Here is a 22,004-nt window from a genome sequence, read left to right on the forward strand (position 1 = left end):
GGGTCGGGGGCGTGCGTTTGGGGCCGAGTGGGCCGAAACGCAGCGTGGGCGCGGGTCGGGGTGGCCGTTTGGGGACGAGCGGGCCGAAACGGCCTCCGCCGCGGTCAGCGGGTGCCGAGGGCCTCGTCCAGGCCGGTGATCGCCTGCTCCAGCAGCGTCGCCAGCCTCGCGCGCTCGGTGGTGTCGAGCCGGTCCAGTACGTCGGACTCCATCACGTCCGACTCCTGAATGACCTGCTTGAACAACTCCCACCCCGTCTCGGTGAGGGCGACCAGGATCCGGGTCCGGTTCTCCTTGTCCGGTGTCCGTTCGAGCAGCCCCCGCTCGCTCATCCGATCCAGCCGGTGCGTCATCGAGGACGGCGCGATGGCGGTCGCGTGCGCCAGGTACGACGGGGTCGTCAGCTGGCCGTCGGGCGCCGTCGCCAGGATCGAGATAACCGACCACTCGCCGGAGGAGAGCCCGACATCCTGCAGCTGGCGGGTGTACCACTGAGCGAGGCGACGGGACATCCCGTGCACCGCCGTGATGACACGCTGGACCTGTTCGTTGCCACCGGCCGCGACGTACGCCGCGACCTCCGCCTCGTACCGGGCGCGTTCACTGGGTCGATCACTCTGCACTGATCGGCTCATGAGCGACCAGTCTGCCACTGCCGGCCTGCCACGATGACCGGATGCGCACGCACCCCACGGCCACCGGCCTGCTCGATGTCGGCGAAGGACACCGCGTCTACTGGGAGGAATCCGGAAACCCCGACGGTGTGCCGCTGGTCTATCTGCACGGCGGGCCCGGCGGCAGCCTCAACACGGGTGGCTACCGGGACTGGTTCGACACGAGCCGTTTCCGGGTCGTCGGGCTCGACCAGCGCGGCTGCGGCCGGTCGACACCGCACGCGTCCGACCCGGCCTACGACCTGAGGGTCAACACGACGGCGCACCTGATCGGCGACCTCGAAGCGTTGCGCACCCACCTCGACATCGAGCGCTGGGTCGTGGCCGGGGTGTCCTGGGGCTCGACGCTCGGCCTCGCCTACGGCCGCGCGCACCCCGAGCGCACCATCGCCGTCAGTGTCATGGCCGTGACCACCACCGGTCGCGCCGAGGTGGACTGGATCACCGAGCAGGTCGGGCGGATCTTCCCCGAAGCGTGGGAGGAGTACGCCGGGTACGCCGAGCGCGCCGGGATCGGGTACCGCCGCGAGCTGGAGCGGGTGGTGACGGCGTACGCGCAGCTGCTCGCCGATCCCGACCCGCTGGTGCACCGCCCGGCGGCGCAGGCATGGATGCGTTGGGAGGACGCGCACGTCGGTCTGCTGCAGCCCACGACCCGCCACAGCGACCGGCCGATCGACTACCAGCTCGCGTTCACCAAGCTGACCGCCCACTACTGGAGCCACGACGGTTTCCTCCATCCGGCCTTGCTCACCGACCCGGGGGCCCTGCGCGAGATCCCGGTCGCGCTGATCCACGGGCGCACCGACATCAGCGGGCCGGCGGTGACGGCGTACGAGCTGCACCGCATGCTGCCGCGATCACGGCTGATCGTCGAGGAGACCGAGGGGCATGGCGGCCCGCTGATGGTCGCGGCCTGGCGCCAGGCGACCCTCGACCTGTCGCTCGATTGAGCGACAGGTCGAGGGTCGGGTCACTGCTAGTACGGCGTGGGCTGCCAGGCGACGTTCAGACCGGCGGTCTCGTCGCCGTCGACCTCGGCAGGCATGTCGCGCAGCCGGACGCCGGTGCTCTCCAGCGCCGCCCGGGCCTGCTCGTCGTACGGCGCGGCACGCCACTGGTCCACCATGTACTTGCGGGTCTTGAGGTAGTCGTAATAGCGCCGGCTGTGCTCGTCGTCGAGTCCGATGGCCGCGAAGATCGCCATCCTCTCCTCGACCTTCGGCGCGAGCTTCCACTTGGAGATCTTCTCCGGAAGGTGCGCCGGATCGGTGGTGCCCCCGCGGGGCCACCGCAGCAGGTCGCCGTTGGCGGAGTGGGTGATGCGCATGCTCCACACGCCGATGTCACCGGGCCTGTTCTTCAGGTAGAGGATCTCGCCCTTGGAGTGGTCCACGGTGTTCTGCGAGGCCTTGCGCAGGTTGAGTCCACCGGAGTACTTGGTGTGGTCCTGCAGATAGATGCCGAATCGCAGCTGGGTGTAGTCCGACTTCCAGTCCGGCCCGTTGCCGTCCTGCCGGTCGGTGTTGTCCTTGTGCCACCCGCGGAGCGTGGGGTTGATCGTGAACGCGCTGTCCCCGCCGTACATGAGGTTGTCGCTGCGCAGGATCTTCCGGGCGATCTCCGCCATCGCGCCGTCGGTGATGGCCGACCGCAGTCCCGGGCGGGCGAGCAGATCCCCCTTGCCGCCACCCCCGGCGCGGCACTGCTCGCGGAACTGCTCGATCTCCTCGTCGCTGTAGACGTTGCGGACGATCGTGAAACCGTCCCGCCAGAATCCGTCGACATCGACGGGTTGATTCAGTTTCGGCATCCGACTTCCCTCCTGAGACTGCAGATGTACGGTCCGATCCACGCTCCGGCCACGGTAGGACACGTCGCCAGCCGGCACACCGGGAAACGCCGTACTCGTCCCAGCCGTTTCCCAGGCCCGCCCCCGCCCATGCCCGGCCATGGCACCGCCGCGGGCACCTCCGTCACGTCTACCCTCAGCAGGAACCGCCCCGCCGTCAGCACCAGTGAGAGAGACGCCATGACCAGTTCGAATCTGTGGAACGACGTCGGCGCCATCGCCGCGTACGCCGGGGTGGGCGTGGGCATGATGCTCGTCGGCTACGCGCTCATCGACCTGCTCACTCCTGGCAAGCTGCACGAGCTGATCTGGGAGCAGCGCAACACCAACGCCTCGATCCTCGTATCGGTCAACGTGGTCTCGGTCGGCGCGATCATCGTGGCGGCGATCCGCAGCGCCCACGGCGACCTCACCGACGGCCTCATCCGCACCGCGGTCTTCAGCATCCTCGGCATGGCGATCATGGCGGTGTTCTTCGTCATCCTCGACCTCCTGACGCCCGGAAAACTCGGCGCGATGATGGTCGCCGCAGAGCGGCACCCCGCGGTGTGGGTCACCGCGGCCAGCCACCTGGCCATCGCCGCCGTCATCACTGCCGCGATCACCTGACGCGGCAGCGTGCAGGCGGCTCTCAGCCGATTAGGGCGCCCCCTGCCGCGCTGCTATTCTGGGGGTCGCCGTATACCGGCCGCGGATCGACAGCGCCCTGGTGGATATGCCCAGGAGCACCGCGCAACGAGTCACAGAAACGGAGTCATCCTCACGATGCCCCTGGAAACCGCCGTCAAGGCACAGATCATGTCCGAGTACGCAACGACCGAGGGTGACACCGGGTCCCCCGAGGTGCAGGTCGCGATGCTGACCCAGCGCATCAAGGACCTCACCGAGCACTCGCGTCAGCACCCGCACGACCACCACAGCCGCCGCGGGCTGCTCCTCCTGGTCGGCCAGCGCAAGCGTCTGCTGCGCTACCTCGAGGACATCGACGTCGAGCGTTACCGCTCGCTCATCAAGCGACTGGGTCTACGTCGCTGATCACCCACTTCACGCCAGCAGGCGGTCACCTTCGCGGTGGCCGCCTTCTGGCGTGTTCGGGGGTATGTCGACCCCGCCGGCCGCAGCCTGCGCGCTGCCGCCCGCGGGCCACATCGCCGTACGCCCCGAGATGAAGAAAACGGCCGCGGGCAACGACGATCCGACGGCCGGTCAGTAGAGAACAGAAGAGGAGACCCAATGGAGGGTCCAGAGATCACTTTCGCCGAAGCCACGATCGACAACGGCAGCTTCGGCACCCGCACCGTCCGGTTCGAGACCGGACGCCTCGCCAAGCAGGCAGGCGGCTCCGTGCTGTGCTACCTCGACGACGAGACCACCCTGCTGTCCACCACGGCCGCAGGCAAGCAACCGAAGGACCAGTTCGACTTCTTCCCCCTGACGGTCGACGTCGAGGAGCGCATGTACGCCGCGGGCAAGATCCCCGGCAGCTTCTTCCGCCGCGAAGGACGCCCGTCCACGGACGCCATCCTGACCTGCCGCCTCATCGACCGCCCGCTGCGCCCGACCTTCAAGAAGGGTCTGCGCAACGAGGTCCAGGTCGTCATCACGGTGCTGTCGCTCAACCCCGACCACCAGTACGACGTGCTCGCCATCAACGGCGCGTCCGCCTCCACGCAGATCTCCGGCCTGCCGTTCTCCGGCCCGGTCGGCGCCACCCGCGTCTCCCTCATCGACGGCCATTGGGTCGCCTTCCCCAACTTCTCCGACGCGCAGCGCTCGACCTTCGACATGGTCGTCGCCGGTCGCGTCGCCGGTGATGACGTCGCGATCATGATGGTCGAGGCCGAGTCCACCGAAGCGACCTGGGACCTGGTGAAGAACCAGGGCAAGACCGCTCCGACCGAGGAGATCGTCGCCGAGGGTCTGGAAGCGGCCAAGAAGTTCATCCGCGTCCTGTGCGACGCGCAGTCCGAGCTCGCCTCGCAGGCCGCGAAGCCGGTGCAGGACTTCCCGATCTTCCTGGACTACCAGGACGACGTCTACGAGGCCGTCGAGAAGGACGCCGCCGAGCAGGTCGCCGCCGCGTTCACGATCGTGGACAAGCAGGACCGCGAGGACAAGATCGAGGAGCTCAAGGGCGCCCTCAAGGCCGAACTGGCCGGCGAGGGCAAGCGCTTCGAGGGTCGCGAGAAGGAGGTGTCCGCGGCGTACCGCGCCTTGCAGAAGGCTCAGGTCCGCCAGCGGATCCTGCGCGACAAGGTGCGCATCGACGGCCGCGGTCTGGCCGACATCCGTGCGCTCTCCGCCGAGGTCGAGGTGCTCCCGCGGGTGCACGGCTCGGCGATCTTCGAGCGTGGCGAGACCCAGATCATGGGCGTCACCACCCTCAACATGCTGCGCATGGAGCAGCAGCTCGACACGCTCGGCCCGGTGTCGCGCAAGCGCTACATGCACAACTACAACTTCCCGCCGTACAGCACCGGTGAGACCGGCCGTGTCGGTTCGCCGAAGCGTCGCGAGATCGGCCACGGTGCGCTCGCCGAGCGCGCTCTGATGCCGGTGCTGCCGACCCGCGAGGAGTTCCCGTACGCGATCCGTCAGGTCTCCGAGGCGCTGAGCTCCAACGGCTCGACGTCGATGGGCTCGGTCTGCGCGTCCACCCTCGCCCTGCTGAACGCCGGTGTGCCGCTGCGCGCTCCGGTCGCCGGCATCGCGATGGGTCTGGTCTCCGCCGAGGTCGACGGACAGACCCAGTACGCCGCGCTGACCGACATCCTGGGAGCCGAGGACGCCTTCGGCGACATGGACTTCAAGGTCGCCGGCACGCGGGAGTTCGTCACCGCGATCCAGCTGGACACCAAGCTCGACGGCATCCCCGCCGACGTGCTCGGCCGTGCACTCACCCAGGCACGCGACGCCCGGCTCTACATCCTGGACGTCATGCACGAGGCCATCGACGGCCCCGACGAGATGAGCCCCTTCGCACCGCGTGTCATCACGGTGAAGGTGCCCGTCGACAAGATCGGTGAGGTCATCGGCCCGAAGGGCAAGATGATCAACCAGATCCAGGAGGACACCGGCGCGGACCTGTCGATCGAGGACGACGGCACGGTCTACATCGGCGCGACCGACGGTGCGTCGGCCGAGGCCGCGCGGGCCGCGGTCAACGCGATCGCCAACCCGCAGATGCCGGAGGTCGGCGAGCGTTTCCTGGGCACCGTGGTCAAGACCACGACGTTCGGCGCGTTCGTCTCCCTGCTGCCCGGCAAGGACGGTCTGCTGCACATCTCCGAGGTGCGCAAGCTCGTCGGCGGCAAGCGGATCGACAACGTCGAGGACGTGCTGAAGATCGGTCAGAAGGTGCAGGTCGAGCTCAAGGAGGTCGACCCGCGCGGCAAGCTCTCGCTCGCCGTCGTCGAGGACGCGTCGGCTGCTGCCGAGGCCGCCCCCGTCGCTGCCGCGGAGCCGGCCCCCGTGGCCGATGTCGCGCCGGCCGCCGGCGCCGTCGCCGAGCCCGTCGCCGAGGACACCACCCTGGCGGCCGAGGACGACGGTTCCGCGCAGGGCACCGGGTCCGAGGACACCGGTGGCCAGAGCGAGGGTGGCGAACGCCGTCCCCGCAGCCGCCGTCGTGGCGGCCGCGGTCGTGGCAACAGCGGTGGCGGACAGGGTGGCTCCAACGAGTCGAACCAGCCCGCCGGCGCCACGCCGACGGACGCCTGAGCCTCACCAGTCCCACACGCACGACCGGACGCCCGGTGCCCCCGAGGGGGTGCCGGGCGTCCGTGCGTCTGCGTCCGGTTGTCAGCATCGTGGTGGTGCCGGCGCCACTAATCCGCTGACAACCGAACGCCGCGTCCGCGCTTGTCAGCGTCGTGGTGGTGCCGGCGCCAGGAATCCGCTGACAACCGAACGCCGCGTCCGCGCTTGTCAGCGTCGTGGTGGTGCCGGCGCCAGGAATCCGCTGACAACCGAGGGGGACTCGGCCTGAGAGGATCTCCGGTATGCCCGTGGACCTGATCGTGACGTGCGCGGTCGGGTTCGAGGATCTGGTCCGCGGAGACCTGTTGCAGGAGCACGGCATCCGCAGCAGGTCTCTCGCACCGGGGGAGATCCTGCTGCAGGACGTCGCGGAGTCCGGCCTCGGCTTCCTCTCGTCGACCACCGCACTGGACCGGGTGGCCGTGCCGTGGGATCCGGCTGCCGCGCCCCAGAGCGTCGTCGACGTCGTACGACGGCTCGCGGAGTCGGTCGGCGTCGAGGCACCGGTGCGGTTCCGGGTGCAGGCCGCGGCCGACGTCCGCGAGCAGGTGATCGCCCGGTTCACCGACGTGGCCGGCTGGGTGAATGCACCCTCCGACTGGCAGGTCAATCTCGACGTCGAGCAGGGCGTGGCCCAGCTGGGGCCACTGGCGTGGGCGGCCCGCTTCGGCACGCTGCGACGCCTGCCGGCCGCGACCCCGGTCGCGGTGGTCGCGGGTCTACTGCGGCTGGCCAAGTGCGCGCCCCACGACCTCCTGCTCGATCCCTGCGCGGGAGTCGCCACCGTGTCGATCGTCGACTCGATCGACCGTCCGGATGGTCGGGGGATCGCGGTGGACCTGGACGTCGAGGCCGTCGACCTGGCCCGCCAAAACCTCATCGACCGCGGCCTGCAGGGACGCGTCGAGGTGTCTGCTGGCGATGCCACCCACCTGGCGGTGGAGGACCACAGCGTGGACAGGGTCGTCACCGACCTTCCGTTCGGGAAGCGGATCGGTAGCAACAGCAACAACATCGAGCTCTACCCGCGGGTGATGCGCGAGATCGAACGAGTGCTGACCCCGGGCGGCCGGTGCGTCCTGCTCACCGACGACAAGCGGGTCTTCAAGGACGCGCTGGCGCGCACTCGCGGACTGAAGATCGTGCGCGAGCAGGTCGTGCGGTACCACGGCGTCAACCCCTCGGCGTACGTCGTGACCCGCAGCCGCGCGCCGGGCCGCCGCGCGCGCTGAAGCGCCGTTTGCTAGGACTGTCCTATGCCTCCACCGCTGGTCCTCGGTCCGCTGCTGCGCCATGTCGGGGAGACGACGGCGACGGTCTGGGTCGAGACGGCCGCGGCCGGACAGGTCGAGGTACGGACCGAGGGAGGTGCATGGTCCGCGCCGACCTTCGCCGCGCACGACCACCACTACGCGATCGTGCTGGTCGAGGGACTGCAGCCCGGGTCGGTGCAGGACTATCGGGTGGCCGTGGACGGCGACGTGGTGTGGCCCGTGCCGGACGACGTCTACCCACAGTGTCGGATCGCCACCCTCGACCGCGACAGGCCGTCGCACTTCCTCTACGGGTCGTGCCGCACGAGCGTGCCGCACGACGAGGAGGGCACCAAGACGCACGGGGTCGACGCCCTACGCGCGTACGCCCTGGACATGGTCCGCGACCCCGCTCACTGGCCGGACTTCGTGCTCTTCCTCGGCGATCAGCTCTACGCCGACGAGACATCGCGTGCGATGCGCGAGTTCATCGAACGCAGAAGGGGACTGGACGAGCCGCCGGGACCTGAGGTGAAGGACTTCGTGGAGTACGCCGAGCTCTACCGGCTCGCGTGGTCCGACCCGGCGAACCGATGGCTGCTCTCGACGCTGTCCAGCGCGATGATCTTCGACGACCACGACGTGCGCGACGACTGGAACACCTCCGAGGCCTGGCACGAGGAGATGAACAAGCTGCCGTGGTGGCGCGATCGGATCACGGGTGCGCTCGCGTCGTACTGGATCTATCAGCACGCGGGCAATCTGGCGCCCGAGGAGCTGCGGCAGGACGAGATCTGGCAGCAGATCGCCGCCCACGACCCGGCCGAGGGGGAGCTGGACATCACCAAGGTGATCGACGCGTTCGGCGACCGGGTCGACCGCGATCCGGACAGCTATCGCTTCTCCTTCACCCGCGACCTGGGCGAGAGCCGACTGGTGGTCATCGACTCACGCAATGCGCGGGTACTGCGGCCCGGGGAGCGCGCGATGCTCGATCAGAAGGAGAGCGACTGGTTCGACGAGCAGCTGCGCGGCGACACCTCGCACCTGTTCGTGGGCACGTCGCTGCCGTTCTTCCTGCCGCCGGCGATCCACGACCTGGAGTCGATCGACGAGACGATGGCCGGCGGAGCGTGGGGCGGCCGACGGACGGCCCGGCTCGGCGAGAAGCTGCGCGAGGCAGTCGATCTGGAGCACTGGGCGGCGTTCGAGCGGTCGTTCGCGCACGTGCTGCAGCGCGTGGTGGAGGTGGCGCGCGGGCAGCACGGGAAGGCCCCGTCGACAATCACCTTCCTGTCCGGCGACGTACACAACTCCTACATCACGCAGGTGCAGCACGAGCGCTACCAGCTGGATTCGAGGATCCTGCAGGCGGTCTGCTCGCCCATCCGGAACCCGCTGCCCCGGCACGTGCGGATGCTGCAGGGCGCCCTGGCGAACTGGACGAAGTCCCCGATGCGACGTCTCGCCCGGCGACTGCCGCAGGTGCGGCTGCCGGCGTACGAGTGGGACCTCACGCACGGGCCGTGGTTCGACAACAACATGGGCGGGGTCGAGGTGCTCGGTGACCGGTTGCTCTTCACCTGGGCGCGCGGCGTGGTGTCGGATGGTCGGTACGACCAGCCTCGCCTGGACCGTGTCTCCACAGTGCTGATCGGCTGAGTGAGACTGTGCCAGAGGGGCATACGATCCACCGGCTCGCCTCGGCGATCGACGACGCCTTCGGCGGGAGCCGGCCGGCGGTGAGCAGCCCGCAGGGGCGATTCGCCGAGAGCGCCGCGATGATCGACGGCACGTATCTCGACAGCGCGGAGGCCTGGGGCAAGCACCTCTTCGTGGACTTCTCGGCCGAGCGGGTGCTGCACGTGCACCTGGGACTGATCGGCAAGTTCAGCGTGCTGCCGTACGACGACGTGCTGCCGCCGCCGCGCGGCGCCGTCCGGCTGCGGCTGGCGACCGACACGACGGTCGCCGACCTGCGCGGTCCGATCATCTGCGCGCTGCGCACTCCGCAGGAGGTGTCCGAGGTCATCGCGCGCACAGGTCCGGACCCGCTGCGTCCGGACGCGGATCCGGACCGCGCATGGGAGCGGATCCACCGCAGTCGCAAGGCCATCGGCCAGTTGCTGATGGACCAGGACGTGGTCGCGGGCATCGGCAACCTCTACCGCTGCGAGTTGCTGTGGCGTCACCGCGTCGATCCGTTCAAACCGGGGAACAAGCTGCGGGCGACGGTCTGGGACGCCCTGTGGGCCGACCTCGTGCGACTGATGAAGGTCGGTGTCGTCACCGGTCGGATCGTGACGGACGAGGCGCAGGTGGAGAAGGCGGAGGCGACGTACGCCAGCACCGGCGTGGCCGTCGTACGCCGCCCGAAGCACGCGGTCTACAAACGCACCGACGAACCGTGCCCGAGGTGCGGCACGAAGGTGCGCACCCAGGTGATGGCTGGGCGCAACCTCTTCTGGTGCCCGCGGTGCCAGCGTCACCGCACGGCCTGAGGCGCTCCCGACGCGGGACGTCCGCGTGTCCCGAGCTCGTGCGGGATGAGAATCCGCCGTCGTGGGCGGGAAGGACTCGTCACGCCCTCCTGCGCGATCAGAGCCGATAGGTTCCTGGAATGCCCCTGACCATCCGAGTGCACGAGACCGCGACCACGCTCTGCCCTGCCGAGCGAGCCGACCTGCAGCTACGGATCGAGGCGGAAGGCACGGACAAGCACGCGGTCGCCGAACGCGTGCGCACGGTGTTGCGCCTGCTGACCGACGAGCTCGCCGACCTCGAAAGCACCGGAGCGGTGCGCCGCTGGAGCAACGAGCAAGTGACCACCTGGTCCGATCGGCCCTACGGCCACGACGGGCTTCGGCGCCCGCTCACGCACCAGACCTCTGCCGATGTGCAGGCGCGGTTCGCAGACTTCGAACAGCTCGGGCACGCCGTGGAGCAGTGGTGTGAGATCGAGGAGGTGCGTGTCGAGCACGTGCAGTGGGAGTTGACGACCGCCACGCGCAACGACGCCAGCAACTCGCTGCGGGCTCAGGCGGTGCGGTCCGCCGACGAGCATGCCCACCAGTACGCGCGAGCGGCCGGCAAGCAGGCGATCGAGGCAGTCACCATCGCCGACAGCGGACCGACCCAGGGCGGGCCCGACTTCGCCAGGGCGGCGATGGCCGTGGCCGAGAGCGGCGGAGGAGCAGAGTTGAGGTTCGCCCCGCGGCGGATCGCGGTCACTATCGCGATCGACGTGGAGTTTCTGGCGCACTGAAGCACGCCCATCGAGAAGCATCCCGACGTCTCGCGCGGCGCGGTGAGCGCCGCCGGCGCGGCCGCCCGGGTCAGTCGCCCGCTGAGTCGCGCTTGTGGAATCGGTCGGCCAGCCGGGGGTCGTCCAACCACCACGGCCGGTCCGTCTGCGCCTCGGGCTCCTCGACCGACGTCCTGGGTGACGGCGCGGGATCGGTGCGCTCCTGGGCATCCAGTCGCGCGTCGACCTGCGCGGCCTCCACGGCATCGCTGCGCATCCACTGCACGAAGACCGCCGCGAGCAGAGGCACTCCGATGGCCTCGGCCACCCCGAGCAGGGCGCCGCCGGTGAACTTCTGGTCCAGAGACTTGCTGAAACCTGCGTGCGCGGGTGTGCCCCACCCGGGGAAGTCGGGCACGAGCAGCGAGGACGCCGTCATCACCAGGATCCCGGGAATCGCGTCGAGCAGCCCATCGACGAAGGCGAACAACGCGCGCACCGGTGCGGTCGCCCACCCGGGCAGCAGCTCCTCGGTGAGCAGCGGCAGCACCACGAGGACGCCCACCGCGAGCAGGTGCACCAGAAGCACGAATTCGCCGATCCCGGACGTGATCGCCCACTGCGCGTACCCCGTGAAGAACACCAGCACGATGCTGACGGCTGCCAGCACCGAGGCCAGGAGCGGGAACATCAGCACCCGCGCGACGCGTCCCTGCAACACGGCCACGGCGTCGGGGCGCACCCGGCGCACCAGCCCGACCGGGTCGCCGATCGCCAGGGCCAGCGGCGTCACCGAGGCGACCACCCCGACCTGACCTCCGAAGCACCACAGCAGGCTCGTGCGGTAGGCCCCGATCGGCCCGCAGGTCACGTAGATCAGCGAGCCCACGCCCGCCACCAGGTAGACCGCCGTGCGCCACCACGCCCAGCGCTCACCGCGCCGCGCCGCGAGCCCGACCATGGCGAGGTAGGGCGCCGCAAGCACCAGCGCCGCGACGACACCGGGCCACGACCAGGTCCAGGCGGTCAGCCACGAGCTCGGAGTGAAGGCAGGCACCCACCCATCCTCCCCGACGCTGCTGGGCGCGCGCCTACTGTGTCCCGTATGACGTCTCGCATCGCCCTCGTCACGGGAGCCACCGGATACATCGGTGGACTGCTCGTGCCGAAGCTGCTCGAAAGTGGTTGGCAGGTAAGGGTGCTCAGTCGCCACCCCGAAGCGCTCAAGACCCGGGAGTGGGCCGACCGGGTCGAGGTCGCGCAGGGGAGCGCGTCGGACCCCGACGACATGAGGGAGGCGCTCGACGGCGTCGAGGTCGCCTACTACCTGCTGCACTCGATGGACGGCGGGGGCGACTTCGTACGTCGCGACCGGGAGATGGCCCACGTCGTGGCGCAGGCGGCGCACAGTGCGGGCGTACGACGACTGGTCTACCTCTCGGGACTGCACCCGACCGGTGTCCTGTCGCCGCATCTGGGCTCCCGGGTCGAGGTCGGGGACATCCTGCTGGCGAGCGGCGTGCCGACCGCAGTGCTGCAGGCCGGTGTCGTCCTCGGGGACGGTTCGGCGTCGTTCGACATGCTGCGGCACCTGACTGAGCGGTTGCCGGCGGTGGTCGCACCGCGGTGGCTGCGCAATCGGATCCAGCCGGTGGCGATCGACGACGTGCTGCACTACCTCGTGGGCGCCGCTGACATGGCACCCGACGTCAACCGCACGTTCGACGTCGGCGGGCCCGACGTGCTCACCTACGCGGAGATGATGCGTGAGTACGCGCGCGTCACAGGCCTCGGATCACCCCTGATCGCAACGGTGCCCGTGCTCACTCCGCAGCTGGCGAGTCACTGGGTCGGTGCGGTCACGCCAGTGTCGGCGGGCATCGCGCGGCCGCTGGTCGGCAGCCTGGTGCACGAGGCGGTCTGCCACGAGGACGACATCCTGGACGTGGTCGGTCCGCCACTCGGCGGACGGACGTCGTACGACGACGCGATCCGGGCGGCGACCGCCGGATTCGATCCGCAGGGGTGGCGCCACCACGCGTACCAGGTGCTGGGCGGTGCCATCGGCATCGCGGGCGTCGGCGCCATCGCCGCCGGTCTCGCGCGCCGCAGGAGCTGACTTCGGACATGCACGGCGGGGCACAGGTGCCCCGCCGTGCATGTCCGAAAGTCGAGATCAGGCCGGCTGGCTGACCTCTTCATCGCGAACGGTGTCCGACTCCGCGGGGGAGTCGTCGTCATCGTCGTCGTGCACGTAGTGGCCGCCACGCAGCAGGCTCGCCACTGCCGCGATCAGCATCATCGCCGCGGCCGTGAGGAAGACGATCACCAGGCCGTCGTGGAACGGCCCGCTCAGCAGGTGCGGGAAGAACTCCTGACCCGTCAGGGTCTTGGCGTTCGCGGCCGGCACCTGCTTCAGCACCCCTGTGGGGCCGAGCAGTGACTGGATCGGATTGAAGCCGAGGAACGCCGCGAAGAGCGATCCGACCGGCGGCAGACCGGCGACCTGGTCGGCGACACCCGCCGGCACGTGCTGGGCGGCCAGGCCCGCGCGCATCTGGTCCGGCAGGTGCGAGGCCAGGCCCACGATCATGAGCGAGAAGAAGATGCCGATCGACAGGGACGTCCCGGAATTGAAGAACGTCGCCCGCATCCCCGACGCGGCTCCGCGCTGATTCGCCGGCACGCTGTTCATGATCGCGGTGGTGTTGGGAGCCGAGAACATCCCGGACCCGATGCCGTTGAGGAAGAGCAGCAGCGCGAAGACCGGGTAGCTGAAGTTCACCGGGATGAGGATCAGCCCGACGAACGTCGCCGCGGTCAGCACCAGGCCGCCGCTGGCGAAGGCGCGCGCACCGACCCGGTCGGACATGAAGCCCGACGCGGGTCCGGCGATCAGGAAGCCCACGGTGAGGGGCAGCAGGTAGATGCCGGCCCAGAGGGGCGTGCTCTCGTAGTTGTACCCGTGCAGCGGGAGCCAGATCCCCTGCAGCCAGATGATCAGCATGAACTGCATGCCACCGCGGCCGATCGAGGCGAGCAGCCCGGCGAAGTTGCCGGCCGCGAACGCCTTGATCTTGAACAGGCCCATCGAGAACATCGGGTCCTTCACCTTGGACTCGATGACGGTGAACGCGACGAGGAGCGCTAGACCGCCGATGAGTCCAGCGAGCACCCACGGGTTGGTCCACCCCATCGAGTGACCGCCGTACGGCTGGATCCCGTAGGTGATGGCGACCAGGATCGCGGTCACGCCGCCGGCGAAGGTGATGTTTCCGGGGATGTCGAGGGTGCCGCGACGCTTCACGCCGAGCTCGCGCAGCGAGGTGTAGGACCAGACGGTGCCGAGCAGACCGATCGGCACACTGACGAGGAAGATGGCGCGCCAGTGCCATTCGGAGAGCACGCCGCCGATGATCAGGCCGAGGAAGGATCCGGCGATGGCGGCGACCTGGTTGATGCCGAGCGCCATTCCACGCTGGTGGGAGGGGAAGGCGTCGGTGAGGATCGCGGTCGAATTGGCCATCAGCATGGCACCGCCGACGCCCTGCACCAGCCGTCCCAGGATGATCCACATCGCGCCCCCGCCCTGGTGCAACGGGTCCACCGTGAGGAAGAGGGAGGAGATGGTGAAGACCACGAAGCCCAGGTTGTAGATCTTCACGCGCCCGAACATGTCGCCCAGTCGACCCAGGGTCACCACCAGCACCGCGGAGACGACCAGGAATCCCATCAGGGTCCAGAGCAGGTAGCTGATGTTGCCGGCGCCGAGCGGGTCCAGCCCGATCCCGCGGAAGATCGCCGGGAGCGAGATGATCACGATCGAGGAGTTGATCGTCGCCATCAGCACGCCGAGTGTCGTGTTGGACAGGGCCACCCACTTGTAGCGCGGGTGCTCGGCCTCGTAACGACGGCGTACGCCGCGGGTGCGCTGCTCGCTGGGCGGAACTGCCTCGGACATGGGGCTCCTTCGGGATGGACCGCAGGGTGGGCCGGAGCACGTGACGCGGCGACCTTTAACTTAGGTAACGAATATACCTCCGCTATCGAACCCTGGGAACCAGCCCACCCCCTACCCTGGCGCCGTGAGCGAACTCATCCCCGTGGCCGTCATCGGATCCTCCGGCCGGATGGGGTCTGCCGCCGTGCAGGCCGTCGACGACGCACCGGACCTGGAACTCGTGGGCCGCTTCGATCACGGCGACTCGCTGGGCGACCTCGGTGGGGCGCGCATCGCGGTGGAGCTGACGACGCCGGACGCCTCGCCGGACAACGTCGCGCACTGCGTGGCGGCCGGGGTGCACTGCGTCGTCGGTACGACGGGCTGGTCGCCGCAGCGCGTGCGCACGCTCGAGGCGCAGCTGGGCGACCACCCGCAGGTGGGGGTGCTCATCGCGCCGAACTTCGCAATCGGCGCGCTGCTGATGATGGCGTTCGCGCAGCGTGCGGCCCGTTTCTACGAGTCCGTGGAGATCGTGGAGACCCACCACCCGGACAAGGTCGATGCGCCGTCGGGTACGGCGGCCCGGACCGCGTCGCTGATCGCCGCGGCACGTGCGGAGGCCGGGCTGCCCGGCGTACCGGACGCGACCCGCAGCGACCCGGACGGCGCTCGCGGTGCCCGCATCGACGGCATCCCCGTGCACGCCCTGCGGATGCGCGGGCGGGTGGCGCACCAGGAGGTCGCGTTCGGCGCGGCGGGGGAGGCCCTCACCATCCGGCACGACTCGTTCGACCGGATCAGCTTCATGCCCGGCGTGCTGGCCGCCGTGCGGGCGATCGGCGAACGGCCGGGTCTGACCGTGGGGCTGGAGCACCTGCTCGACCTGTGAGGTCGATCGGAACGGCGGGTCCGCTGTCGGGAGTCGACGCTACGGTGTGATTCCGATCACACCATGACCGTCATATCCGGAGGAGCCCGCCATGTCCACGAGTCTCAACCCGTACCTCAACTTCCAGGGTCGTGCCCGGGAGGCCTTGGAGTTCTACGCGTCCGTCTTCGGCGGCACGCCCGACGTCGTCACCTTCTCTCAGTTCCACATGGAGGTGCCCGCGGGCGAGGAGGAGAACGTCATGCACGGCTACCTGAAGACGCAGAGCGGCTTCGAGCTGATGGGGGCCGACGTCCCCAGCACGATGCCCTCGTCGCCGATCGGTGGGATGACGATCTCGCTCAGCGGGGAGGGCGGCGACGACGACGAACTCTCGGGCTACTGGAACAAGCTCTCCGACGGCGCCGACGTGGGCATGCCGCTCGAGAAGGCCCCGTGGGGAGCCAAGTTCGGGCAGCTCACCGACAAGTTCGGCGTGCCGTGGCTGGTGAACATCCAGTTGGACCAGGCCGGCGGCTGAGGTTCAGTCCTCGACGGGTCCGATCCAGGCTCGCAGGCGCACTTCGCGGGCGGCGCTGTCGCCGGGCAGCGCCCGCTCACGCCAGGCGCCGTCCGCGGACAGGCCTGCTTGCTCGGCGAAGTCGAGCGTCTGACGGTCGAGGGCCAGCACCCATCCCTCGACCTGCCCGAAGTCGCCGGCTCGGAGGGTGTCGACCGCGGCGTTGAGCAGCCGCGAGCCGTGGCCGGAGCGTCGGTGGCTCTCCAGCACGCCCCCGACGAGGATCTCGCCGGTGCCGTCGTGCTCGCTCGGCCCGATGGCGACGAAACCGACCAGGTCGGTGCCCTGCGTGGCCACCAGGAGCCGGTGCAGCGGACTCGGGGGGTCGGTGAGGGACTCGGCCCACACCTGCGCGAACGCCTCGGGCGTGAGCTGCTCGAGCAGCTCGGGCGACAGGAACATGCCGTACGCGGCGCGCCACAGCTGCGCCTGGACGGCACCGACCGCGTCGGCATCGGTGGCGCGGGCGGTGCGGACCGCGGCGTCGGGGGTGGGTGTCGGGTCAGTCATAGCTCACGGGGCCTTCGTCGAACGCCTGCGGCACCAGCCGCCGCGCAGTGGGGATGAACGGCAACCCGGTGGCCTCCTGCCGGGTCACCCAACGGGTCTCGGTCACCTCGTCGGACGTGCCCGCCTCGCCCGCGACGGGATGCGCGCGGAAGCACACCCCGAAGATCTGCTTGTGGTGCCCGTCGGGATAGGCGACCACGACGTCCGGGTCGGCGTACGCGGCCAGCACCCCGTCGATGGCGACCTCGAGACCGGTCTCCTCGCGGGCTTCGCGCACGGCGGCCTCCGACCAGGTCTCGCCGGCGTCGACGCCGCCGCCGGGCAGGCACCACAGCCCGTTGTCCTCGCGACGAGTGACGAGCAGCCGGCCCTCATGCATGACGGCGACACTGGCGCCGATCTTCTGACGCGCGCCGCGGGCGATGCGGGGACCGTGCACGACCTGGGTGCGGGGCTTGACCCGGTCGTAGGTAAGCACGGCCCACCCCTCGTGCTCCTCTCGGGAGGTCTCGCGCCAGGCCGGTGACTCGTCATAGGGCCAACCGGGGAAGGACGCGTCACCGGCCGGCTCCTGCGGGATGAGGGAGAGCAGCAACCGATCGGCGTAGGGAAGGGTGAGCGCGTAGACCTGTGCGCCGCCCACCACGAACACGTCCTCGTCCTGCGTGAGCAGGAGCGCCTCGTCCAGGCCGTGTGCCACTTCGATGCCGTCGGCTCGGAAGTCGCGATCACGGGTCAGCACGATCGAACGCCGCCCGGGCAGTGCGCCCATGGTCGCGAACGTCTTGCGACCCATCAGCATCGGGTGGCCCATCGTGGCGGCCTTGAAGCCGCGCTGCTCGCCGGGGACGTGCCAGGGCATGTCACCGTCCCGGCCGATCACGCCGTTGCGGGCGACCGCGGCGATGAGCGTGATCGTCATACGGCGATCGGGGCCTTGATGGAGGGTGCGGCCTCGTAGCCGTCGAGCTCGATGTCCTCCAGCTCGAAGGTGTCGATCTCCGTGCGTGCGGGGTTGAGGCGCAACGTCGGCAGCGGGCCGGGAGTGCGGCGCAGCTGTTCCCTCGCCTGCTCCACGTGATTGAGGTAGAGGTGCGCGTCGCCGATGGTGTGCACGAAGTCGCCGACCCCGAGGCCGGTGACCTGCGCGACCATCGAGGTGAGCAACGCGTAGGAGGCGATGTTGAAGGGCACGCCGAGGAAGACGTCGGCCGAGCGCTGGTAGAGCTGGCAGGACAACCGGCGTACGCCGCCCGCGTCGGGCGGCGCGACGTAGAACTGGAAGAGGGTGTGACACGGCGGCAGGGCCATGTCGTCGACATCCGCCACGTTCCATGCGGAGACCACGAGGCGGCGCGAGTCGGGGGTGGTGCGGATCGCGTCGATGATCCGCGCGAGCTGGTCGATGTGACCGCCGTCGGGAGTCGGCCAGGAGCGCCACTGGTGCCCGTAGATCGGTCCGAGGTCGCCGTTCTCGTCGGCCCACTCGTCCCAGATGGAGATCTTGCGCTCGTGCAGCCACCCGACGTTGGTGTCGCCGCGCAGGAACCACAGCAGCTCACCGAAGATCGAGCGCAGGTGCAGCTTCTTGGTCGTCGTGACCGGGAATCCGGCACGAAGGTCGAAGCGCATCTGGTGGCCGAAGACCGACAACGTGCCGGTGCCGGTGCGGTCGTCCTTGCGGGCGCCGTCCTCCAGGGTGCGCCGCAGCAGCGCGAGGTACTGATCCACGGCCCCGATGGTAGTGCCGTGCGGCGACACCCCCGGATGGCTCCCGATCGGATCTGATGTGACGCAGGTCACACAAACCTTCTGTAACGACTCCGGGGATGGGGCGATGTACCGGGTGATCGCGTCGCTACCCGGACCCCCGAGCGGGTAGCGACGCGATCTTTCATATCCCAGGGGTCGCACCGGCGCCGGGCCACCGCGGGATCGTGGCACCGCGTACGCCCGATAGCCTTCGCCCTATGACGTCCACTCCGTTCGGCCGCACTGTCACCGCGATGGTGACCCCCATGCGCGAGGACGGCGCCATCGACCTGGACGGCACCCAACGCCTGGCGGCGTACCTGGCCGATCACGGCAACGACGGCCTGGTGGTCAACGGCACGACCGGTGAGTCCGCCACCACGACCGACGAGGAGAACGTCGCCGTCGTACGCGCTGTCGTCGAAGCCGTCGGCGACCGGGTCGCGGTCACCGCGGGTGTGGGCACCAACGACACGGCCCACTCCTGCCGCGCCGCGGAATCCCTCGCGGCGGTGGGCGCCGACGCGGTCCTGATCGTGACGCCGTACTACAACAAGCCGACCCAGCTCGGCATCGTCGAGCACTTCCGCACGGTCGTCGAGGCGACCGGCCTGCCCGCCATGGCCTACGACATCCCCGGCCGCACCGGCACGGCGCTCGCGAGCGACACGATCCGCAGCCTGGCGCAGCTCCCGCAGCTGGTGGCCGTCAAGGACGCGAAGGGCGACCTGTTCGCCGCCAGCCGGCTGATGGACGAGACCGACCTGCTCTGGTACTCCGGTGACGACGTGCTCAACCTCCCCTGGCTCGCTCTCGGCGCCGTCGGAGTCGTCAGCGTGGTCGGCCACGTCGCCGGCAGCCAGTACGCCGAGATGGTCGCCGCCGTCGACCGCGGCGACCTGCCGCGCGCCCGCGAGATCCACACGACGCTGATACCCGCCATCGAGGCGGTCATGAACACCACGCAGGGCGCGATCATGGCCAAGGCCGCCATGAGGATGCTCGGCGTGATCGAATCCGATTTCTGCCGCCTGCCCTTGTTGCCGGCGGCGCCCGAGCACCTCGACATACTGCGCGAGGGCCTTCGCCGATCAGGAGTTCTGTGAGCCATCCCCACCCCGAACTGACCGCGCCCCCGCGCCTGCCCAAGGACGGCGTACGCATCGTCGCACTGGGCGGCCTGGGCGAGGTCGGTCGCAACATGACGGTCATCGAGTACGCCGGTCGGCTGCTCGTGGTCGACTGCGGCGTCCTCTTCCCCGAGGACCACCCGGGCGTCGACCTGATCCTGCCGGACTTCCAGTACATCCGGGAGCGGCTGAACGACATCGACGCCATCGTCCTCACCCACGGGCACGAGGACCACATCGGCGCCGTGCCCTACCTGCTCAAGCTCAAGCCCGACATCCCCCTGGTCGGTTCGACGCTGACGCTGGCCCTCATCGAGGCCAAGCTCAAGGAGCACCGCATCACGCCCTACACCCTCGGGGTCAAGGAGGGCGACCGCGAGCGACTAGGTCCCTTCGACTGCGAGTTCATCGCGGTCAACCACTCCATCCCCGACGCGCTCGCGGTCTTCATCCGCACGCCGGCCGGCACGCTGTTGCACACCGGCGACTTCAAGATGGACCAGCTTCCGCTCGACGGTCGGATCACCGACCTGCGCGCGTTCGCGCGACTCGGCGAGGAGGGTGTCGACCTCTTCCTCACCGACTCCACCAATGCCGAGGTGCCGGGTTTCACCACGCCGGAGCGCGACATCACGCCGGCCATCGAGCGGGTCTTCTCCGAGGCGTCCCGCCGGATCATCGTTGCGTGCTTCAGCTCGCACGTGCACCGGGTGCAGCAGGTCATCGACACGGCGTACAAGCACAAGCGCAAGGTCGCGCTCGTCGGGCGCTCGATGGTGCGCAACATGGGCATCGCCGCCGAACTGGGCTACCTCACGATCCCCGACGGGGTGCTCGTCGACGTCAAGAAGCTCGACGATCTGCAGGACAACAAGATCGTGCTTGTCTGCACCGGTTCGCAGGGCGAGCCGATGGCCGCGCTCTCCCGGATGGCCAACCGTGACCACCGCATCGACGTCGGTCGCGGTGACACGGTGCTGATGGCCAGCTCGCTGATTCCGGGCAACGAGAACGCGGTCTACCGCGTGATCAACGGGCTCATGCGCCTGGGCGCCAACGTCGTGCACAAGGGCAACGCCATGGTGCACGTCTCCGGGCATGCCAGCGCGGGGGAGTTGCTGTACTGCTACAACATCGTCAAGCCGCGCAACGTGATGCCGGTGCACGGTGAATGGCGCCACCTGATCGCCAACGGCGACCTCGCCGTCAAGACCGGTGTGCCCCGCAGCAACGTGGTGCTCGCCGAGGACGGCGTCGTCGTCGATCTCGTCAAGGGCAAGGCCTCCATCACCGGAGCGGTGCCCTGCGGGTACATCTACGTCGACGGGTCCCTGGTCGGCACCACCGACGAGACCTTGCTGAAGGACCGGCGGATCCTGCGTGACGAGGGATTCGTGACCGTCATCGTCGTACGCGACGCCGACACCGGGCAGATCGCGGCCGGTCCGCAGATCCAGGCCCGCGGATTCGCCGAGGGCGAAGCGGTGCTCGACGAGGTGCTGCCCAAGCTCGAGGCCGCCTTGGAGGAGGCCCGCCGCAAGGGTGTGACCGACTCCTACCAGCTGCAGCAGGTCATCCGGCGCACCGTCGGGTCGTTCATGGGCGGCAAGCTGCGCCGCCGCCCGATGATCATCCCGGTCGTCATCGACGCCTGAGCCATCACCCCACGAAGTTCTCCGCTGCGCTCCGATACTTCGTGGGGTGAAAAGAAGGCCCGGACCGATCAACGGTCCGGGCCTTCTTCACGAGCGATCTCAGATGGACAGGTGCTGTCCGACGAAGATCAGGTTGGCGTTGTTCACAGCGCCCTTGTTCATCGCGAACAGGGCCTGCCAGCCACCCTTGACGTTGTAACGCTCAGCGAGCTTGCTGAGGGTGTCGCCGGCCTGCACGGTGATGGTGCGGCCGGTCGGCTGCACGTGCACCTGCGGGGCCACGGCAACGTGACGGTGGGTGCGCACCTTGGGGGCGAACACCTGACGCTGGGTGTGCTTGACCGCGGGGCGCGAGGCGCTACGACCGGTGTGGGTGGTGGAACGCGGGGTCGGGGTCGCAACTCCGCCGCCGCTGCTCGCGCCGTTGCCACCGGTGAGGCCGGCCTTCTTGGAGCACACCGGCCAGGCGCCGGGGCCCTGGGAGGCGAGCACCTTTTGAGCAACCGCGATCTGTGCCGAACGGCTGGCGAGGTCCGCCCGGGGGGCGTACGCCGTGCCGCCGAAGCCGGCCCAGGTCTGGTTGGTGAACTGCAGGCCACCGTAGAAACCGTTACCGGTGTTGATGGCCCAGTTGCCACCGCTCTCACAAGCGGCGACGCGGTCCCAGACGGAACCGGAAGCAGCGTGCGCGCTTCCGGCAGTCGCGAGGCCGGTGCCCAGCATCGCGGTGCCAACGGCACCCACGGTGATCAGACGGGTCTTCGTGGAGATGTTCTTCATGTAT

21 protein-coding genes are annotated in these 22,004 nt (G+C 69.4%); 13 read left to right on the plus strand and 8 right to left on the minus strand.

Annotation, left to right across the window (positions count from 1 at the left end; all coding sequences use genetic code 11):
• Positions 1–104: 104 nt before the first annotated feature.
• Positions 105–635: a MarR family winged helix-turn-helix transcriptional regulator gene (locus J4030_RS08335; protein WP_208048768.1), complete on the minus strand. Its 531-nt coding sequence runs from the start codon at positions 633–635 to the stop codon at positions 105–107.
• Positions 636–676: 41 nt separating this feature from the next.
• Between J4030_RS08335 and J4030_RS08340 the strand changes: the two genes are divergently transcribed.
• Complete coding sequence (locus J4030_RS08340) at positions 677–1,627, plus strand: alpha/beta fold hydrolase (RefSeq protein WP_208048769.1); 951 nt, start codon at positions 677–679, stop codon at positions 1,625–1,627.
• 26 nt (positions 1,628–1,653) lie between these two features.
• Here the strand turns inward: J4030_RS08340 and J4030_RS08345 are convergent, their stop codons facing one another.
• Entirely contained in the window at positions 1,654–2,487 is an 834-nt protein-coding gene (locus J4030_RS08345; RefSeq protein ID WP_208048770.1) for a hypothetical protein, read from the minus strand.
• Positions 2,488–2,706: 219 nt separating this feature from the next.
• On the opposite strand from J4030_RS08345, the gene J4030_RS08350 reads away from it, so the two are divergent.
• The 7 genes from J4030_RS08350 (at position 2,707) to J4030_RS08380 (ending at position 10,803) form a co-directional block, all read left to right on the plus strand.
• A complete protein-coding gene (locus tag J4030_RS08350; protein WP_208048771.1) occupies positions 2,707–3,135 on the plus strand; it encodes a DUF350 domain-containing protein in 429 nt (142 codons plus the stop codon).
• Positions 3,136–3,291: 156 nt separating this feature from the next.
• Positions 3,292–3,561 (plus strand): 30S ribosomal protein S15, encoded by a 270-nt coding sequence (gene rpsO, locus J4030_RS08355; RefSeq protein ID WP_208048772.1) that lies wholly within the window; start codon positions 3,292–3,294, stop codon positions 3,559–3,561.
• 198 nt (positions 3,562–3,759) lie between these two features.
• On the plus strand, positions 3,760–6,246 hold the full coding sequence (locus J4030_RS08360; RefSeq protein WP_208048773.1) for a polyribonucleotide nucleotidyltransferase: 2,487 nt from the start codon (positions 3,760–3,762) through the stop codon (positions 6,244–6,246).
• A 281-nt stretch (positions 6,247–6,527) separates the two neighbouring features.
• On the plus strand, positions 6,528–7,517 hold the full coding sequence (locus J4030_RS08365; protein ID WP_208048774.1) for a TRM11 family methyltransferase: 990 nt from the start codon (positions 6,528–6,530) through the stop codon (positions 7,515–7,517).
• Positions 7,518–7,541: 24 nt separating this feature from the next.
• Positions 7,542–9,200 carry an alkaline phosphatase D family protein gene (locus J4030_RS08370; RefSeq protein ID WP_208048775.1) on the plus strand — a complete coding sequence of 553 codons (1,659 nt, stop codon included), beginning with the start codon at positions 7,542–7,544 and terminating at the stop codon, positions 9,198–9,200.
• Positions 9,201–9,208: 8 nt separating this feature from the next.
• The gene (locus tag J4030_RS08375; RefSeq protein WP_208048776.1) at positions 9,209–10,039 is read left to right on the plus strand and encodes an Fpg/Nei family DNA glycosylase; all 831 of its coding nucleotides are present in this window, start codon (positions 9,209–9,211) and stop codon (positions 10,037–10,039) included.
• A gap of 119 nt (positions 10,040–10,158) precedes the next feature.
• The gene (locus J4030_RS08380) at positions 10,159–10,803 is read left to right on the plus strand and encodes an SIMPL domain-containing protein (protein WP_208048777.1); all 645 of its coding nucleotides are present in this window, start codon (positions 10,159–10,161) and stop codon (positions 10,801–10,803) included.
• Positions 10,804–10,873: 70 nt separating this feature from the next.
• On the opposite strand, the gene J4030_RS08385 is transcribed toward J4030_RS08380, so the two are convergent.
• Complete coding sequence (locus J4030_RS08385) at positions 10,874–11,839, minus strand: cytochrome c oxidase assembly protein (RefSeq protein ID WP_208048778.1); 966 nt, start codon at positions 11,837–11,839, stop codon at positions 10,874–10,876.
• A gap of 48 nt (positions 11,840–11,887) precedes the next feature.
• On the opposite strand from J4030_RS08385, the gene J4030_RS08390 reads away from it, so the two are divergent.
• On the plus strand, positions 11,888–12,901 hold the full coding sequence (locus J4030_RS08390) for an NAD(P)H-binding protein (protein WP_208048779.1): 1,014 nt from the start codon (positions 11,888–11,890) through the stop codon (positions 12,899–12,901).
• A 57-nt stretch (positions 12,902–12,958) separates the two neighbouring features.
• Here the strand turns inward: J4030_RS08390 and J4030_RS08395 are convergent, their stop codons facing one another.
• Positions 12,959–14,743, minus strand: a complete 1,785-nt coding sequence (locus tag J4030_RS08395) for an MFS transporter (RefSeq protein ID WP_208048780.1) — start codon at positions 14,741–14,743, stop codon at positions 12,959–12,961.
• 124 nt (positions 14,744–14,867) lie between these two features.
• On the opposite strand from J4030_RS08395, the gene dapB reads away from it, so the two are divergent.
• Positions 14,868–15,614 (plus strand): 4-hydroxy-tetrahydrodipicolinate reductase, encoded by a 747-nt coding sequence (gene dapB / locus J4030_RS08400; RefSeq protein ID WP_208048781.1) that lies wholly within the window; start codon positions 14,868–14,870, stop codon positions 15,612–15,614.
• Between the two features lie 91 nt (positions 15,615–15,705).
• On the plus strand, positions 15,706–16,134 hold the full coding sequence (locus tag J4030_RS08405; RefSeq protein WP_208048782.1) for a VOC family protein: 429 nt from the start codon (positions 15,706–15,708) through the stop codon (positions 16,132–16,134).
• 3 nt (positions 16,135–16,137) lie between these two features.
• Here J4030_RS08405 and J4030_RS08410 read toward each other — a convergent pair whose 3' ends face one another.
• From J4030_RS08410 to J4030_RS08420, 3 genes are read right to left on the minus strand one after another with little or no spacing between them, the layout of a single operon-like run.
• Positions 16,138–16,683: a GNAT family N-acetyltransferase gene (locus tag J4030_RS08410; protein ID WP_208048783.1), complete on the minus strand. Its 546-nt coding sequence runs from the start codon at positions 16,681–16,683 to the stop codon at positions 16,138–16,140.
• Positions 16,676–17,605, minus strand: a complete 930-nt coding sequence (locus J4030_RS18240; protein WP_208048784.1) for a dihydrofolate reductase — start codon at positions 17,603–17,605, stop codon at positions 16,676–16,678. The genes J4030_RS08410 and J4030_RS18240 overlap by 8 nt, the downstream gene beginning before the upstream one ends.
• Positions 17,602–18,414, minus strand: coding sequence for a thymidylate synthase (locus tag J4030_RS08420; RefSeq protein ID WP_208048785.1), 813 nt, complete (start codon positions 18,412–18,414; stop codon positions 17,602–17,604). The genes J4030_RS18240 and J4030_RS08420 overlap by 4 nt, the downstream gene beginning before the upstream one ends.
• A gap of 239 nt (positions 18,415–18,653) precedes the next feature.
• Between J4030_RS08420 and dapA the strand changes: the two genes are divergently transcribed.
• Together dapA and J4030_RS08430 are read left to right on the plus strand one after the other, a co-directional pair.
• The gene (gene dapA, locus J4030_RS08425; RefSeq protein WP_208048786.1) at positions 18,654–19,541 is read left to right on the plus strand and encodes a 4-hydroxy-tetrahydrodipicolinate synthase; all 888 of its coding nucleotides are present in this window, start codon (positions 18,654–18,656) and stop codon (positions 19,539–19,541) included.
• Positions 19,538–21,220 (plus strand): ribonuclease J, encoded by a 1,683-nt coding sequence (locus J4030_RS08430; protein WP_208048787.1) that lies wholly within the window; start codon positions 19,538–19,540, stop codon positions 21,218–21,220. Before dapA ends, J4030_RS08430 begins: the two co-directional genes overlap by 4 nt.
• A gap of 99 nt (positions 21,221–21,319) precedes the next feature.
• On the opposite strand, the gene J4030_RS18245 is transcribed toward J4030_RS08430, so the two are convergent.
• On the minus strand, positions 21,320–22,000 hold the full coding sequence (locus J4030_RS18245) for a transglycosylase family protein (protein WP_208048788.1): 681 nt from the start codon (positions 21,998–22,000) through the stop codon (positions 21,320–21,322).
• Positions 22,001–22,004: the final 4 nt, after the last annotated feature.

It is taken from the genome of Allobranchiibius sp. CTAmp26 (genome assembly GCF_017565405.1).
GTDB lineage: Bacteria > Actinomycetota > Actinomycetes > Actinomycetales > Dermatophilaceae > Allobranchiibius.